The sequence below is a fragment of the Paraburkholderia sp. TE9906 genome, from assembly GCF_056279605.1.
Genome location: NZ_JBWCCT010000005.1, coordinates 342,291 through 357,335 on the forward strand (window position 1 = coordinate 342,291; position 15,045 = coordinate 357,335).

Below are 15,045 nucleotides of genomic sequence, written 5' to 3' on the forward strand. Positions count from 1 at the left end.
GCAGCCTGTCTGGCTTGCCGTTGGCTTGTCGTTCGTTTACATGCAGGGCCTGCGCGCCGCGTGGCATGGAAATTGTATGGCAAGCCTACAGCGATTCGAGTTGCGCGGCGCCGATCTGCCCGTCGTGCAATGCGGAGGCGACGAGCCATGCTGTTGCACCAGCGCTGGCCGCGGTGTCCATATCGGCGCGATGGCGGATGCCGCCCGCGCCGATCACCGTGGTGTGCGACCCGGCGCTGGCGCGGATGCGTTCGAAAGTGTCGAGGTCGGGGCCCGTGTAACTGCCGACCTGATCGAGCGTCATCGCGATCACGCGCGAGGGCCACCACGCCGACGAAGGTTCGAGCGCCGTGACCGAGAGCAGGCGGCCCGCCCGATGATCGAGCGAGAGGATCGGCGCGAGGCCGGCGGCCTGCGCGGTATGCAGTGCGTGGATGTCACGCAGCGTCTCCGTGCCGAACACGGGCACGAGAGTCGCGAGCGGTGGGTGGTGAGCAGCAGGGCCGTCGCGTTGGCCGATGGCGTCGATGTGGTCGAACAGCGCGCGCATCGACGCGTAGTCCGCATAGCCCGCGTCGAGCCAGAGCTCGATACCGGGCAGCGCGGCACGTAAGGCGGCGAGCTCGGCGGCATGCGCGCCGCCTTGCAGGATCGCGCCGAGGTCGGCGATGTACAGCGTGCGTGCGCCGCTCGCGGCAAGCAGCGCGCGGGCGAGGGCAAGCGGCTCGCTGGCGGCGGCGAGGCGGGACTGGATGGGCCGATAGGCTGTCCGCTCGCCGCGCACCGCGCGCACCACATGGCCGTCGAGCAGATCGAGAACCGGTATCACCTGCATAGGGGCGCGTTCCTTTGACCAAGATCTTTGTCTACGAGTATCTCACCGGCGGCGGCATCGATCCCGCTCTGGCCGACGCAGGCAGTCTCGCCGACCTGAGCGCGCTGATCGTCGAAGGACGCGTGATGCGCGACGCGCTGGTCGCCGATCTGCGCGAACTCGACGGCGTGCAGGTCACCTTCGCGACCTCGCGCTTCGAAACACCCGCGCCGGGGCAGCGCCATTGTATGGCCGCGCCCGGCGAATCGATGACGGCCTTCGTCGCGCGTGCCGCGCGCGAACACGATTACGCGTGGATCATCGCGCCCGAATGCGACGGCTTGCTGCTGCGCTTTTACGATGCGGTCGGCTCGGCTCGCTGGCTTGGCTGCGCGAAGGAGGCGATCCGCGTGGCGTCGAGCAAGAGCGCGACTGCGGCGTGTCTCGCCGCGCACGGCATTGCCGCAACGTCCGTGCTCGAACCCGGGCAAGCGGGAGAACCGGCGCACGGCCGTTGGGTCGTGAAGCCCGACGACGGCGCGGGCGGTCTCGATACCTTCGTCTTCGACCGTTTCGCCGATGCGTGCGCCGAGTACGACGCGCGCGCGGCCGCGGCGCGCAATCCGGTGCTGCAGGAATGGGTCGACGGCGAGCCGCTGAGTTTGTCGCTGATCTGCCGCGACCGGCATGCCGAAGTCATCAGCATCAATCGTCAGCAGATCGGGCTGAGCGCCGGTGGCGGGTCGTCCCGGCAGCCGCAGATCGTCGAATTCGACGGCGTGCTGGTCGATCAGTTCGATCGGTTCAGCGACGAGGGCCGCACGCTGACCGCGCTCGCGCTGCGCGTCGCGATGGCGCTGCCGGGCTTGCGAGGTTTCGTCGGCATCGACGTGGTGTGGCATCCGCAGCGCGGACCGGTCGTGATCGAGGTGAATCCGCGTCTCACGGTGGCTTATGCCGGGCTCGCGGCGACACGCGGCGGCAAGCTCGCGTGCGCGCTGCTGGAGGCGCACGGGGTGCGCATCGCGCGATGCGCCGCGACGTGCGCGGGTCCGCAGCCGACCCTCGGGGCACAGCCTTGAGCGCCGCGCATCCCGCAGGTGCGGCGTCGGACGCCACAGCGTTCGGCTGGGATGTCGGCGGCGCGCATGTGAAGGTGTCGATGGCCGATCGCAGTGGCGCCGTGCTCGATGTCGCGCAATGGGCCTGCCCGCTGTGGCAGGGACTCGACCATCTGGAGCGCACCGTCGAGCTCGTGTTCGAGCGCTGGCCGCAGGCTCGCGCGACCGACGCGCGGCACGCGGTGACGATGACCGGTGAGATGGTCGACCTGTTCGCGGACCGCGCCGAAGGCGTGCGCGCGATCGTCGCCACGCTCGCCCAGCGGCTCGGCGCGCGGCTCAGGTTTTACGGCGGCGACGCCGGCTGGTTCGCCGCCGACGCCTGCGCGGCCAACTGGCGCCACATCGCGTCGGCGAACTGGCTCGCGACCGCGCGCTGGGTCGCCACCGGCGTGCCGAACGCGGTGCTCGTCGATATCGGCAGCACGACCACCGACATCATTCCGATCGTCGGCGGCCGCGTGGTCGCGCGCGCCGTGACCGACGCCGGCCGCCTCGCCACCGGCGAACTCGTGTACCAGGGGGTCGTGCGCACGCCGTTGTGCGGCATCGCGCACCGCATCGACTTTGGCGGCGTCACGGTCAACGTGATGAACGAATGGTTCGCGACCAGCGCCGACATTTACCGGCTGACCGGCGAACTGAACCCGCTGCACGACGTGCATCCGAGCGCCGACCAGGGACCGAAGACGCAGGCCGCGAGTAGTGCGCGGCTCGCCCGTATGATCGGGCGCGATGCGCATGAAGCCGACGCGATCGAATGGCGCCGCTTCGCGCAGCGCTGGCGCGCGCTGCAGTTGCGCGAAATCGGCGCGAACCTCGCACGGGTGGCCGCGGCGCATCCGGCGTTGAGCGCCGCGCCGCTGGTGGGCGCGGGCTGCGGCCGCTTCCTTGCCACCGCGCTGGCGCGTGAGGAGGCGCGCGGTTATGTCGATTTCGGCGCGCTGGCGGGCGTGCCGGACAGTTGCGCGGCGTGGGCGGCGACTTGCGCGCCGAGCGTGGCGGTCGCGCTGCTCGCACTGAGCGAGCGCCACACCGGCGAGCCCGGGGTGCGCCGTGTGGCGTGAGATGAAAACGGCGGCGCGCAGCGCCGTCCAACGATAGGACGCGCAAGCAGGCATGCGCGCCGAAGAATGTGATTGGCAGCATGACGCAACAGACGGGCACTCAACCGGAAGTGAGGACAACAGTCATGTGGGTGGTCAAGATCGGAGGCAGTCTCAGTCATGAGCCGACGCTGCGCCACTGGCTCGCCGAGCTATGCGAGATCGGGGGCGGGCGCGTCGTCATCGTACCGGGCGGCGGCGATTTCGCGGACAAGGTGCGGCAATACCAGAACGAGTGGCGCTTCGACGATCTCGCCGCGCACAACATGTCGCTGCTCGCGATGACCCAGTACGCGCTGCTGATGAAGGGCGTGTTCCCCGAACTCGTGCTGGCCTCGAGCGAGGCCAAGATTCGCCGCACGTTGCGCGACGGGCATGTCGCCGTGTGGGTGCCGACCGCGCTGATGCGCGACACGCCCGATGCGATGAGCAACTGGGACACGACCTCGGACAGCCTCGCGGCCTGGCTGTCGACGATGCTCAACGCGGAGCGGCTGATCGTGGTGAAGTCCTGTCCGATCGCCGCCGACGACGCGCTCGACACGCTGTCCGCGGCGGGCGTGGTCGATCGCCGTTTCGTGGACTACGTGAAGGATGCGAACTATGTGGTCGAGCTATTCGACAAGAACAGCGTGGCGTTGATGCGTGACCGGCTGCTTAACAGCCCGGTCACGTGAGGGATTGGCTGACCGGTTCCATCGGCTCTGCTGGGGTTCCATGGGTCGCTCCCGTCGGTGCACCTGTGCTTGCCGGGTGAGCAGAACGACAGGGACGCGAGGCGTGCCGACGTCCCCCCGCACTCGTTATGGCCGCGCCGCGCTCGCATCGTCTTGCGCCGATGCGCCGCCGCTTACGCCCCGCCCGCCGGGCCGATGCAAGGCGCTGGCCCATTGCGCGACGCGTTGCGGATCGAGCCGCGAGCGCCGCCCATCCGCGCATAACGCGGTGCGAAACCCCGCCACATCGGGCGCGAGCGCGCGGATCTGCTCGAGCTGCGCCCACCCGAGCGCACCGGCAATGCCGCCCATCCCGCCGCGCGCACGCGTGAGCCGCAGCCAACGCGCGAGCGTATCGACATCCACGTGATCGAACAGCGTGCTGCCGTCCTTGCCGGCGGTATCGAACATCACGCCGACAAAGCCGAGCGCAGCGGTGTGCGTGACCAGATCGTCGTCCATGCCGCCGTCGCACAGGAGCACGGGCACTACCGCCGCCGGCAGATTCGCGAGCTGCTCGATGCAGCGTCGCGCGCACGGTCCACGCGCCACGCCCACCTTCACATAGTCGATGCCCGCGTCGCTGACTTCGATCACACGCGAGGCGATCTCGTCGAACGCGTCGGCGGGCACGTCGCCGATCGTCGCGCTGATCGGCTTGACCGGGTAGAGCGCGCGCAACTGCCGGGCGATGTTCGTAATCTCGCCGATCGCGAGTCCGCCGAGCGCGCCCGCGTTCGGCTCCTTCAGGTCGATCAGTTCGGCGCCGGCGCGAGCGGCGTCGAATGCTTCGTCATCCGAGCGGACGCTCGCAAGCAATGCGGTCATCGGTCATCTCCGGAAAAACTAGTGGTGGACGGCAGCGCTGGCGGTGTGGCCGCCGGACGATTCGAGGCTCGCCCGATGCCGCGCGACCGCGGCGACGAGCCAGCCCCATGCCGTGCGCTCGTTGTCGCCGGCGGTTTTGTCGATCGCGATCTGCAGGTAGGCCATCTCGCGATCGACCTTGTCGGCGGGCAGCATGAAGAGGCGGCTCACGAGAATCGCGCCTTCGACCACCGCCGACTGCGCGCGGTTGAAGCCGGCAAACGGCGCGTGATTTTCGCGGTACACGCATTTCATGCGCAGCACCGGGCGCTCGGCATCGTCGCGCAATTCGTCGAGTTCGAGTTCGGCGTGCGCGAGCGATTCGGCGAGCCGCACGCTGGCGACGCAGCTTGCGGACAGCGTGGGCCAGTCGGTCATGTAATGCGTGACGCAGCCTGCAAAGACGCGCACGTCGGTGGTGAAATTCAGAACCGCTGCCCGCGACGCGACGATATTGTCGAGTGTCGTGGACGGGCGAAAAGGGGAAAGGATGACATGGTCACCCTCATAGCGCGCCCCCATCGGGGCGATGTGAGGACGGCCATCGCACGCTGCCGTGGTGACGATCGTTTCGTGGATCATGAGTGAGAACGCGTGTCCTGACAGCGCCGAAAGGCCGGCCGGTTAGCTAACGACAATCACAGACCGCAGAGGGGCCGCGCCAGGCGGCCCTTCTGCGGGTTTAACGCGTAGCGACATACATCACGATTTCAAAACCGAGACGCACATCGGTGTAGCTCGGAGTGGTCCATTGCATACGTGCTTCCTCCATGGATTGAAACAGCGTTGCGCCACCGGCCCGACATGGTGCCGGACTTCGGCGGCATCCGGCATCACGCAAGCTCTATGCCCATGTGTGATGCCGACGGTATGCGCCGGCGCGCGTCGGCACCGCAATACAGCGTCTGCCGAATTACACCGGCGCCACGGCCACACAGCCTGCCCGGATGGGCTGCCGCGCGGTGTGGCGAAAACGAAGCAAAGTGTTCCATCGCAATCGGGTGACGCTCATTGCGCTGTCACGTGATCCTCGCATCGCCTCCAACACATTCTGCACCGATTCCTCGAACGCTGCCGGGAATCCGCTTCGCAATATGCAATCGATAACGGATCGGTTAAGTCTGCCAAATAAAATCGTGAATTCCCCTTGGCGTCGTCCGTGCCTACAGTGCAACTCAAGCGCTTCGTTCTTCCGGCAACGCGCTTGCCACATTCGAGGACACGTCATGAACGATTTCAGTCAACCGGTGGTGATCGAGCCCGAACGCAATCCGCGCAATCCACGCGAACGGTACGCAGCAGGTGTCATGAAATACCGCGAGATGGGTTACTGGCAACCCGATTACGAGCCGAAGGAAACCGACGTCATCGCGCTGTTTCGCATCACGCCGCAACCCGGCGTCGACCCGGAGGAAGCGGCGGCCGCGGTGGCCGGCGAATCGTCGACGGCGACGTGGACCGTCGTGTGGACCGACCGGCTGACCGCGTGCGACATGTATCGCGCCAAAGCCTATCGCGTCGAGCCGGTGCCGGCCTCGCGCGCCGACGAGCCGCAGTTTTTCGCGTACATCGCCTACGACCTCGATCTGTTCGAAGAGGGCTCGGTCGCGAACCTGACCGCGTCGATCATCGGCAACGTGTTCGGTTTCAAACCGCTCAAGGCGCTGCGTCTCGAAGACATGCGCATACCTGTTGCTTATCTGAAGACTTTCCAGGGACCGCCGACCGGCATCGTCGTCGAGCGCGAACGTCTCGACAAGTATGGGCGGCCGCTGCTCGGCGCGACGGTCAAGCCGAAGCTGGGTTTGTCGGGCAAGAACTATGGGCGGGTCGTCTATGAAGGCTTGCGCGGCGGACTCGATTTCCTTAAGGACGATGAAAACATCAACTCGCAGGCCTTCATGCATTGGCGCGACCGCTTCCTGTTTTCAATGGACGCGGTGAACCGCGCGCAAGCGGAAACCGGCGAGGTCAAAGGTCATTATCTGAACGTCACGGCCGGCACGATGGAGGACATGTACGAGCGCGCCGAATTCGCGAAGGAACTCGGCTCATGCATCGTGATGATCGACCTCGTGATCGGCTGGACCGCGATCCAGTCGATGTCGCGCTGGGCCCGCAGGAACGACATGATCCTGCATCTGCATCGCGCGGGACACAGCACGTACACGCGGCAACGCAATCACGGCATCTCGTTTCGCGTGATCGCGAAGTGGCTGCGCATGGCGGGTGTCGATCACGCGCATGCGGGCACGGCGGTCGGCAAGCTCGAAGGCGATCCGCTGTCGGTGCAGGGTTACTACAACGTCTGCCGCGACGCGCGCAACGCGGTCGATCTGTCGCGCGGGATTTTCTTTGATCAGCCGTGGGCCGGCTTGCGCAAGGTGATGCCGGTGGCGTCGGGCGGAATTCACGCGGGACAGATGCATCAACTGCTCGACCTGTTCGGCGACGACGCGATCCTGCAGTTCGGCGGCGGCACGATCGGTCACCCTGGCGGTATTCAGGCGGGCGCGGTGGCGAACCGCGTCGCGCTCGAAGCGATGGTCAAGGCGCGCAACGAAGGCCGCGACATTCTCAACGAGGGGCCGGAGGTGCTCGAAGCCGCCGCTCGCTGGTGCACGCCGCTCAAGCAGGCGCTCGACACGTGGCGAGATGTGACTTTCAACTACGCGTCCACCGATACGCCGGATTTCGCCGCCACGCCGACGGCGGCCTAGACGATGTAAGCGACGTCAGCAACGCGAGGCATCGGGTCAGCGCCCGTTGCCGATTCACCAGCGGCTCCATATGGCGGTGCCACCGCGCCGCGCGAGGAAGTGCTGGCGCCGTTCATCCGAACGTGACATCAAACAACGAGGTTCGTCATGCGCATTACACAAGGAACGTTCTCTTTTCTGCCCGAGCTGACCGACGAAGAGATCGGCTTGCAGATCGACTACGCGCTGCGCCAGGGCTGGGCATGTTCGGTCGAATTCACCGACGACCCGCATCCGCGCAACACCTATTGGGAAATGTGGGGCTTGCCGATGTTCGATCTGCACGACGCGGCCGGCGTGTTGCAGGAAGTGAAAGCCTGCCGCGCGGCACGGCCGCAGCACTACATCAAGGTCAATGCGTTCGATTCGGTGCGCAGCTTCGAGACGATGCGGTTGTCGTTCATCGTCAACAGGCCGGACGAGGAGCCGGGCTTCCGACTCACACGTCAGGACGGGCAAGGGCGCGTGCAGCGCTACGGTCTCGCGGGCTATGCGAGCGACCGTCCGTCGGGCGAGCGGTATGGGCCAGGGTCAGGGTCAGGGCCACGGACAGCGCGCTGATTGCACGCGGGGCATGCAGCGTGAAGCGATTTTCGCCGCATCGTAGACGAATCGCCACAAGGAGAAGCCATGAGAGACGACGCTGCCATAGCGCACGCAATCCTGTCGTCGATGCCGCGAAGCGCCGATGCGCCGGACACGCGCACCGCAGCGCCGCAAGCCGACGCGCCGCCCCCCGGCAACGAAACGCCGCATGTCGATCTCGCGGCGCTGTATCGCGACTCCGGCATCGGCGACGTGCTCGGCGAACTCGATCGCGATCTGGTCGGCCTCGCGCCGGTGAAAACCCGCATCCGTGAGGTGGCCGCTCATCTGCTGGTCGAGCGCGCGCGCGATTCGCTCAGCCTCGCGGGCGCCGCGCCGACGCTGCATATGTGCTTCTCGGGCAACCCCGGCACCGGCAAGACCACCGTCGCGCTGCGCATGGCCGAGGTGCTGCACCGGCTCGGCTACATTCGCCGCAATCATCTGGTCTCCGTCACGCGCGACGATCTGGTCGGGCAGTACATCGGCCATACCGCGCCGAAAACGCGCGATGTGCTCAAGCGCGCGATGGGCGGCGTGCTGTTCATCGACGAGGCGTATTACCTGTATCGCCCGGAAAACGAGCGCGATTATGGGCAAGAGGCGATCGAGATCCTGCTGCAGACGATGGAGAACCAGCGTGGCGATCTCGTGGTGATTCTGGCCGGCTACGCTTCGCGCATGGAAGTGTTCTTCGAGAGCAATCCGGGTTTCCGCTCGCGCATCGCGCATCACATCACGTTTCCCGATTACGCCGAGGCCGAACTGCTCGACATCGCCGAGCGCATGCTCGGCACCATGCACTACCGCTTCGACGCCGCGTCGCGGCATGCGTTCGCCGACTATCTCGCGCGTCGCATCCGTCAGCCGAATTTCGCCAATGCCCGTTCGGTGCGCAATGCGCTCGACCGCGCGCGGCTGCGTCAGGCCAACCGGCTGTTCGCGAGCGCGCTCGACGGCGGCGCGCCGATCGACTCGGCCGCGCTCACGCTGATCGACGCGACCGACGTGCGCGCGAGCCGCGTCTTCGACGAGCCGCTGCCGTCCATACCGACGTCGCGCGCCCATACGGCGCCGTCGGGCTGAGTCATGACACCCTCCAGGAGAAACGCCATGCAGGACGGACGCACGACACTCTCGAAGTTCCTGATCGACACGCTCGACCGGCAGCCGTCGCCCGGGAACGGTGTGGAAACAGCGGGACTCTCGGCGCTGCTGATCGACGTGGCCGCCGCGATCAAGTCGATCTCGGCGATGCTCACGAAAGGCTCGCTAGGCGGCAACTACGGGTCCGCGCAGACCGTCAACACACACGGCGAGGAGCAGAAAAAGCTCGACGTCGCGACCAATGAGATCTTCGTGCAGCAATGCGAGTGGGACGGTCTGCTGGCGGCGATGGTGTCGGAGGAAATGGAGGACGTGTACGCGATTCCGCCGCACTATCCGCGTGGCGACTATCTGCTTGCGTTCGACCCGCTCGACGGTTCGTCGAATATCGACATCAACGGCGTGGTGGGCTCGATTTTCTCGGTGCTGCGCGTGAACGGCAGCGACAGGAACGCAGTGGGCGACGCCGCCTTCCTGCGCCCCGGCTGCGAGCAGGTCGCGGCCGGCTACGCGGTGTATGGGCCGTCGACGATGCTCGTGCTGTCGGTCGGCAACGGCACGCATGGCTTCACGCTCGAGCGTGACATCGGCAATTTCGTGCTCACGCATTCGAACATCCGGATTCCCGAAGATACCGTCGAGTTCGCGATCAACGCCTCAAACGAACGTTTCTGGGAACCGCCCGTACGCCGCTATGTGCAGGAGTGCAAGGACGGCCGCAGCGGGTGCCGGGCGAGCGACTTCAACATGCGCTGGATCGCGTCGATGGTCGCGGAGGTGCATCGCATCCTGATGCGCGGCGGCGTCTTCATGTATCCGCGCGATTCGAAAACGCCGGCGATGGAAGGGCGCCTGCGGCTGCTCTACGAAGCGAACCCGATGAGCTTTCTGGTCGAGCAGGCGGGCGGCCTGTCGATCACCGGGCGCGAACGCATTCTCGACGTCCGTCCGCATGCGCTGCACGGACGCGTGCCGGTGATCCTCGGCTCGAAGCACGAAGTCGAACGCATCGCGCGCTATCACGGCGAATACGACCGTGGCGAGGACAAGCCGTTCACGTCGCCGCTGTTCAGCCCGCGCTCGCTGTTTCTGCCGGATTTCACCGCGTGACGCGCCGCTAGCAGAGACAGCAGGCCACGCACCGCCCGTCGCGAAGGCGGCCAGAACATTGCCATCCGGAGACAACCTATGTCAGTCAAACATCCGATCATCGCGGTGACCGGTTCGAGCGGCGCCGGCACCACGACCGTCATGAAGAGCTTCACCCATATCTTCAGACGCGAGCACATCAATGCGCAGATCGTCGAGGGCGACGCATTCCATCGTTACGACCGCAACGGCATGCGCGCGGCCATGAAGGAGCATGAACACGACGGCGCACCGAACTTCAGCCATTTCGGCCCGGAGGCGAATCTGCTCGAAGAGCTGGAGACGCTTTTCACGTGCTACGGCGAAAGCGGCACCGGCCAGCTGCGCCACTACGTGCACGACGCCGCCGAGTCGCAGCTGTACAAACAGGATGGCGGCACGTTCACGCCGTGGGAGGAGGTCGCGCCCGGCACCGACCTGATGTTCTACGAGGGGCTGCACGGCGCGGCCGTCACCGACAAGGTGGACATTGCGCGGCACGCGGATCTGCTGATCGGCGTGGTGCCGATCATCAACCTCGAATGGATCCAGAAGCTGCACCGCGATCAGACGATGCGCGGCTACTCGCATGAAGCCGTGGTCGACACGATCCTGCGGCGCATGCCCGACTACGTGAACTACATCTGCCCGCAGTTCTCGCGCACGCATGTCAACTTCCAGCGCGTGCCGACCGTGGACACCTCGAATCCGTTCACCGCCCGCGAGATTCCCCAGCCGGACGAGAGCTTCGTGGTGATTCGTTTCGCGCGGCCGAAGGGGATCGACTTCCAGTATCTGCTGACGATGCTGCACGACTCGTTCATGTCGCGCCCGAACGTGATCGTCGTGCCGGGCGGCAAGATGGGCCTCGCCATGCAGCTGATCTTCACGCCGATGATTCTGCAACTGATCGACCGGCGCGCGCGTGCCTGATACGTGCCGTGTGCCTGCCGGCGCGGAGCGTGTTCATTTTGCAAGGAGAGATTCGATGAGTGCTGTCGCAGAATCGGTGGTCATACCCGCCACCCGCTTGATGGCCGACGCGCTGCGCATGCTCGCGATCGATGCGGTGGAAGCGGCAAAATCAGGGCATCCCGGCATGCCGCTCGGCATGGCCGAGATTGCGGTCGCGCTGTGGGACCGCCATCTGAAACACAATCCGCGCAATCCGGCCTGGCCCGACCGTGACCGCTTCGTGCTGTCCAACGGACACGGCTCGATGCTGCTGTATGGCCTCTTGCATCTGAGCGGCTACGACCTGCCGATCGACGAGTTGAAGCGCTTTCGCCAGTTGCATAGCAAAACGCCGGGGCATCCCGAAGTGGGCGTCACGCCGGGTGTCGAAACGACTACCGGCCCGCTCGGTCAGGGGCTCGCGAACGGCGTCGGCATGGCGCTCGCCGAGGCGCTGCTCGCGCGCGAATTCAACCGGCCGGGACACCGGATCGTCGATCATCGCACCTACGTGTTCGCCGGCGACGGCTGCCTGATGGAAGGCATCTCGCACGAAGCGGCGTCGCTTGCCGGCACGTTGAAGCTCGACAGGCTGACCGTGCTCTACGACGACAACGGCATCTCGATCGACGGTCACGTGCAGCAATGGTTCGCCGACGATACGCCGGCGCGCTTCGCCGCCTATGGCTGGCACGTGGTGCGCAATGTGGACGGACACGATGTCGATGCCGTCGATCACGCGCTGCAATCCGCACGCGCAGCAGAGCGCCCCACGCTGATCTGCTGCAGGACGGTGATCGGCCAGGGCTCGCCGTCGAAGGCCGGCACGCATGACGTACACGGCGCGCCGCTCGGCGCCGACGAAGTCGCGCGAACCCGCCACGCGCTCGGCTGGGCGCATGCGCCGTTCGAGATGCCCGCCGAAGTCCGCGCAAGCTGGGACGCGAGCGCGCGTGGCGAGGCCGTCGAAGCCGATTGGCGCGCGCGTTTCGAGGCGTACCGCCAGCACTACCCGCACGAGGCCGCCGAGTTCGAGCGGCGCGTGCAGGGCGCGCTGCCCGCGCATTGGCGCGACGCGGCCCGCGCGCTGGTGCGCGACGCCGATTGCGCGGCCGAATCGATTGCGACGCGCAAGGCCTCGCAACAGGCGATCGCGGCGCTCGCGCGCAGCTTGCCGGAAATGCTCGGCGGCTCGGCCGATCTGACCGGCTCGAACCTGACCGACTGGAAAGGCGCAACCGAAGTCCGCACCGACGACGGCGGCCTGCAAGGCGGCAACTATCTGCACTACGGCGTGCGCGAATTCGGCATGAGCGCGGTGATGAACGGCATTGCGTTGCATCGCGGGCATCTGCCGTTCGGCGGCACGTTCCTCACATTCTCGGACTATTCGCGCAACGCGCTGCGCATGGCCGCGCTGATGAAAACGCGCACGATCTTCGTCTTCACGCATGATTCGATCGGGCTCGGCGAGGACGGCCCGACGCACCAGGCGGTCGAACATGCGGCGAGCCTCAGGCTGATCCCGGGGCTGGACGTCTGGCGCCCGTGCGACACGGTCGAGACCGCGCAGGCATGGGTTGCCGCGGTCGAACGGAACGGGCCTTCATGTCTGCTGCTGAGCCGGCAGAACCTGCCTTTCGTCACCCGTTCCGCCGAACAGATCGCGGCCATCGCGCGGGGCGGTTACGTGCTGCGCGACTGGCCGGACGACCCGGCGCTTGCGCCCCACGCACGCGTCGTGCTCATCGCAACCGGCTCCGAAGTCGCGCTCGCGCTCGATGCCGTCGCGCCACTCGCAGCCGCGGGCATCGCCGCGCGCGTCGTGTCGATGCCGTCCACCACCGCATTCGACCGGCAAACGACCGCGTGGCGCGAGGCGGTGCTGCCGCCGGGCGTGCCGCGCGTCGCGATCGAGGCGGGCGTCAGCGCGTTCTGGCGGCAATACGTCGGGCTGGACGGCGGCGTCGTGGGCATTGATTCGTTCGGTGAATCGGCCCCGGCCGCCGCGCTGTTCAACCATTTCAATCTGAGCACGCAGGCGGTGGTGGACGCCGCGCGCCGCGTCGCGCAACGCGCGCACTGAGCCGAACCGGTTTTCATCTCGAGGAGTCAGTCATGGCCTTCATCACCCTGCGGCAACTGCTGGATCACGCGGCCGAACACGACTACGGCGTGCCTGCGTTCAACGTCAACAACATGGAGCAGATTCAGGCGATCATGCGCGCCGCCGAGGCGACCGACAGCCCGGTCATCCTGCAGGCCTCGGCGGGCGCGCGCAAGTATGCGGGCGAGCCCTATCTGCGCCATCTCGTGCTCGCCGCGCTGGAAGCGCACCCGGATATTCCGCTGGTGCTGCATCAGGATCACGGCGCGAGCCCGGCCGTCTGCCAGCAGGCGATCCGCTCGGGCTTCACGTCGGTGATGATGGACGGCTCGCTGCTGCCGGACCAGAAAACGCCCGCCGCTTACGACTACAACGTCGAGGTAAGCCGCCGTGTCGTGGAGGCGGCGCATGCGGTGGGCGTCTCGGTCGAAGGCGAGTTGGGCTGCCTCGGCTCGCTCGAAACCGGCACGGCGGGCGAGGAGGACGGCGTCGGCGCGAGCGGCCAGCTCGCGCGCGACGATCTCCTCACCGACCCCGAGGAAGCATGGCGCTTCGTCGAAGCGACCGGCGTCGATGCGCTCGCGATCGCGATCGGCACGTCGCATGGCGCTTACAAGTTCAGCCGCGAGCCGACCGGCGACATTCTAGCGATCGACCGGATCATCGACATTCACGAACGGATTCCGAACGCGCATCTCGTGATGCATGGTTCGTCTTCAGTGCCGCAGGAATGGCTGGCGGTGATCCGCGAATACGGCGGCGAGATTCCGCAGACGTACGGCGTGCCGGTCGAGGAAATCCGGCGCGGCATCGCGCATGGCGTGCGCAAGGTCAACATCGACACCGACATCCGGCTCGCGATGAGCGGCGCAATGCGCAAGTCGCTCGCCAACGCGCGCTCCGAGTTCGATCCGCGCGCGGCGCTCAAGGCTGCGACGGCGGCCGCGAGCGCACTCTGCGTCGAGCGCTTCGAGGCGTTCGGCTGCGCGGGCCAGGCGGCACGGATCAAGCCGCTCCCGCTCGACGCGATGGCGCGCCGCTATCACTAAACCATTGGCCGGGAGAACGTGATGCGTGAATTCCTGATTGCGCCGTCGCTGCTGTCGGCGGACTTCGCCCGTCTCGCGGACGAGGTTCGCGACGTGAGCGCAGCCGGCGCGGACTGGCTTCATTTCGATGTGATGGACAACCACTACGTGCCGAACCTGACCGTCGGGCCGCTGGTGTGCTCGGCGATCCGGCCGTATGCGACGATGCCGTTCGACGTGCATCTGATGACGATGCCGGTCGATCCGCTCGTCGCCGCCTTTGCCGAGGCGGGCGCGAATTCGATCAGTTTTCATCCGGAGGCGTCGCTGCATGTGCATCGGACCATCGAACTGATCAAGTCGCACGGCGTGCGCGCCGGACTCGCGTTGAACCCGTCCACGCCGCTTGCCATGCTCGATCACGTGATGGAAATGCTCGACGTCGTGCTCGTGATGTCGGTCAATCCGGGCTTCGGCGGGCAGGCGTTCATCGGGGAAACGCTGGACAAGCTGCGGCTCCTGCGCGAGCGTGTCGACACCACCATGCAGCGTACCGGCCGGCCGCTGCTGATCGAAGTCGATGGCGGGGTGAACGCGTCGAACATCGCGCGGATCGCCGCGGCGGGCGCCGATGTGTTCGTGGCCGGTTCGGCCGTGTTCGGCGCGGCCGATCGCAAGCAGGCAATCGGCCGCTTGCGCGACGAACTCGATACGGTGGCGGAAAGCGCGGGCGTGGCCGCGCTGGGATGACTG

General features: G+C 66.7%; 15 protein-coding genes. 11 read left to right on the forward strand and 4 right to left on the reverse strand.

Annotated elements, in window-relative coordinates:
• Positions 1-85: 85 nt before the first annotated feature.
• Complete coding sequence (locus ACZ9H4_RS15595) at positions 86-835, reverse strand: HisA/HisF-related TIM barrel protein (RefSeq protein WP_408155838.1); 750 nt, start codon at positions 833-835, stop codon at positions 86-88.
• A 14-nt stretch (positions 836-849) separates the two neighbouring features.
• Here ACZ9H4_RS15595 and ACZ9H4_RS15600 point away from each other — a divergent pair, with 14 nt between their 5' ends.
• The 3 genes from ACZ9H4_RS15600 to ACZ9H4_RS15610 all read left to right on the forward strand — a co-directional run bounded on the left by ACZ9H4_RS15600 (position 850) and on the right by ACZ9H4_RS15610 (position 3,718).
• Positions 850-1,896, forward strand: a complete 1,047-nt coding sequence (locus ACZ9H4_RS15600; RefSeq protein ID WP_408141318.1) for an ATP-grasp domain-containing protein — start codon at positions 850-852, stop codon at positions 1,894-1,896.
• Positions 1,893-3,002 carry a hydantoinase/oxoprolinase family protein gene (locus tag ACZ9H4_RS15605; RefSeq protein ID WP_476119521.1) on the forward strand — a complete coding sequence of 370 codons (1,110 nt, stop codon included), beginning with the start codon at positions 1,893-1,895 and terminating at the stop codon, positions 3,000-3,002. The genes ACZ9H4_RS15600 and ACZ9H4_RS15605 overlap by 4 nt, the downstream gene beginning before the upstream one ends.
• Before the next feature lie 125 nt (positions 3,003-3,127).
• Positions 3,128-3,718: an amino acid kinase family protein gene (locus tag ACZ9H4_RS15610; protein WP_408141511.1), complete on the forward strand. Its 591-nt coding sequence runs from the start codon at positions 3,128-3,130 to the stop codon at positions 3,716-3,718.
• A 126-nt stretch (positions 3,719-3,844) separates the two neighbouring features.
• Here ACZ9H4_RS15610 and ACZ9H4_RS15615 read toward each other — a convergent pair whose 3' ends face one another.
• The 3 genes from ACZ9H4_RS15615 to pqqA form a co-directional block, all read right to left on the reverse strand.
• Positions 3,845-4,585: a (5-formylfuran-3-yl)methyl phosphate synthase gene (locus ACZ9H4_RS15615; protein WP_476119523.1), complete on the reverse strand. Its 741-nt coding sequence runs from the start codon at positions 4,583-4,585 to the stop codon at positions 3,845-3,847.
• 18 nt (positions 4,586-4,603) lie between these two features.
• Complete coding sequence (locus ACZ9H4_RS15620; protein ID WP_408141321.1) at positions 4,604-5,206, reverse strand: DUF447 domain-containing protein; 603 nt, start codon at positions 5,204-5,206, stop codon at positions 4,604-4,606.
• 100 nt (positions 5,207-5,306) lie between these two features.
• Complete coding sequence (pqqA, locus tag ACZ9H4_RS15625) at positions 5,307-5,396, reverse strand: pyrroloquinoline quinone precursor peptide PqqA (protein WP_035496610.1); 90 nt, start codon at positions 5,394-5,396, stop codon at positions 5,307-5,309.
• A gap of 454 nt (positions 5,397-5,850) precedes the next feature.
• Here pqqA and ACZ9H4_RS15630 point away from each other — a divergent pair, with 454 nt between their 5' ends.
• From ACZ9H4_RS15630 to rpe, 8 genes are all read left to right on the forward strand, one after another.
• Entirely contained in the window at positions 5,851-7,344 is a 1,494-nt protein-coding gene (locus ACZ9H4_RS15630; protein WP_408141322.1) for a ribulose-bisphosphate carboxylase large subunit, read from the forward strand.
• Between the two features lie 147 nt (positions 7,345-7,491).
• The gene (locus ACZ9H4_RS15635) at positions 7,492-7,944 is read left to right on the forward strand and encodes a ribulose bisphosphate carboxylase small subunit (RefSeq protein ID WP_408141323.1); all 453 of its coding nucleotides are present in this window, start codon (positions 7,492-7,494) and stop codon (positions 7,942-7,944) included.
• 111 nt (positions 7,945-8,055) lie between these two features.
• Positions 8,056-9,054: a CbbX protein gene (gene cbbX, locus ACZ9H4_RS15640; protein ID WP_476119840.1), complete on the forward strand. Its 999-nt coding sequence runs from the start codon at positions 8,056-8,058 to the stop codon at positions 9,052-9,054.
• Positions 9,055-9,081: 27 nt separating this feature from the next.
• Complete coding sequence (locus ACZ9H4_RS15645) at positions 9,082-10,185, forward strand: class 1 fructose-bisphosphatase (protein ID WP_476119526.1); 1,104 nt, start codon at positions 9,082-9,084, stop codon at positions 10,183-10,185.
• Between the two features lie 78 nt (positions 10,186-10,263).
• Complete coding sequence (locus tag ACZ9H4_RS15650) at positions 10,264-11,136, forward strand: phosphoribulokinase (protein WP_408141325.1); 873 nt, start codon at positions 10,264-10,266, stop codon at positions 11,134-11,136.
• 55 nt (positions 11,137-11,191) lie between these two features.
• On the forward strand, positions 11,192-13,243 hold the full coding sequence (tkt, locus tag ACZ9H4_RS15655) for a transketolase (protein WP_476119528.1): 2,052 nt from the start codon (positions 11,192-11,194) through the stop codon (positions 13,241-13,243).
• A gap of 32 nt (positions 13,244-13,275) precedes the next feature.
• Positions 13,276-14,313, forward strand: coding sequence for a class II fructose-bisphosphate aldolase (fba, locus tag ACZ9H4_RS15660; protein WP_408155824.1), 1,038 nt, complete (start codon positions 13,276-13,278; stop codon positions 14,311-14,313).
• Between the two features lie 21 nt (positions 14,314-14,334).
• Entirely contained in the window at positions 14,335-15,042 is a 708-nt protein-coding gene (rpe, locus tag ACZ9H4_RS15665; protein WP_408141328.1) for a ribulose-phosphate 3-epimerase, read from the forward strand.
• Positions 15,043-15,045 lie beyond the last annotated feature (3 nt).

What these genes read in the sequence shown, in the direction of transcription:
- ACZ9H4_RS15645 (WP_476119526.1), top strand. Translation starts at nt 9,082, where the DNA reads ATGCAGGACGGACGCACGACACTCTCGAAGTTCCTGATCGACACGCTC.
- rpe (WP_408141328.1), top strand. Translation starts at nt 14,335, where the DNA reads ATGCGTGAATTCCTGATTGCGCCGTCGCTGCTGTCGGCGGACTTCGCC.
- fba (WP_408155824.1), top strand. Translation starts at nt 13,276, where the DNA reads ATGGCCTTCATCACCCTGCGGCAACTGCTGGATCACGCGGCCGAACAC.
- ACZ9H4_RS15615 (WP_476119523.1), bottom strand. Translation starts at nt 4,585, where the DNA reads ATGACCGCATTGCTTGCGAGCGTCCGCTCGGATGACGAAGCATTCGAC.
- ACZ9H4_RS15635 (WP_408141323.1), top strand. Translation starts at nt 7,492, where the DNA reads ATGCGCATTACACAAGGAACGTTCTCTTTTCTGCCCGAGCTGACCGAC.
- cbbX (WP_476119840.1), top strand. Translation starts at nt 8,056, where the DNA reads ATGCCGCGAAGCGCCGATGCGCCGGACACGCGCACCGCAGCGCCGCAA.
- ACZ9H4_RS15620 (WP_408141321.1), bottom strand. Translation starts at nt 5,206, where the DNA reads ATGATCCACGAAACGATCGTCACCACGGCAGCGTGCGATGGCCGTCCT.
- pqqA (WP_035496610.1), bottom strand. Translation starts at nt 5,396, where the DNA reads ATGGAGGAAGCACGTATGCAATGGACCACTCCGAGCTACACCGATGTG.
- ACZ9H4_RS15650 (WP_408141325.1), top strand. Translation starts at nt 10,264, where the DNA reads ATGTCAGTCAAACATCCGATCATCGCGGTGACCGGTTCGAGCGGCGCC.
- ACZ9H4_RS15630 (WP_408141322.1), top strand. Translation starts at nt 5,851, where the DNA reads ATGAACGATTTCAGTCAACCGGTGGTGATCGAGCCCGAACGCAATCCG.
- tkt (WP_476119528.1), top strand. Translation starts at nt 11,192, where the DNA reads ATGAGTGCTGTCGCAGAATCGGTGGTCATACCCGCCACCCGCTTGATG.
- ACZ9H4_RS15610 (WP_408141511.1), top strand. Translation starts at nt 3,128, where the DNA reads ATGTGGGTGGTCAAGATCGGAGGCAGTCTCAGTCATGAGCCGACGCTG.
- ACZ9H4_RS15595 (WP_408155838.1), bottom strand. Translation starts at nt 835, where the DNA reads ATGCAGGTGATACCGGTTCTCGATCTGCTCGACGGCCATGTGGTGCGC.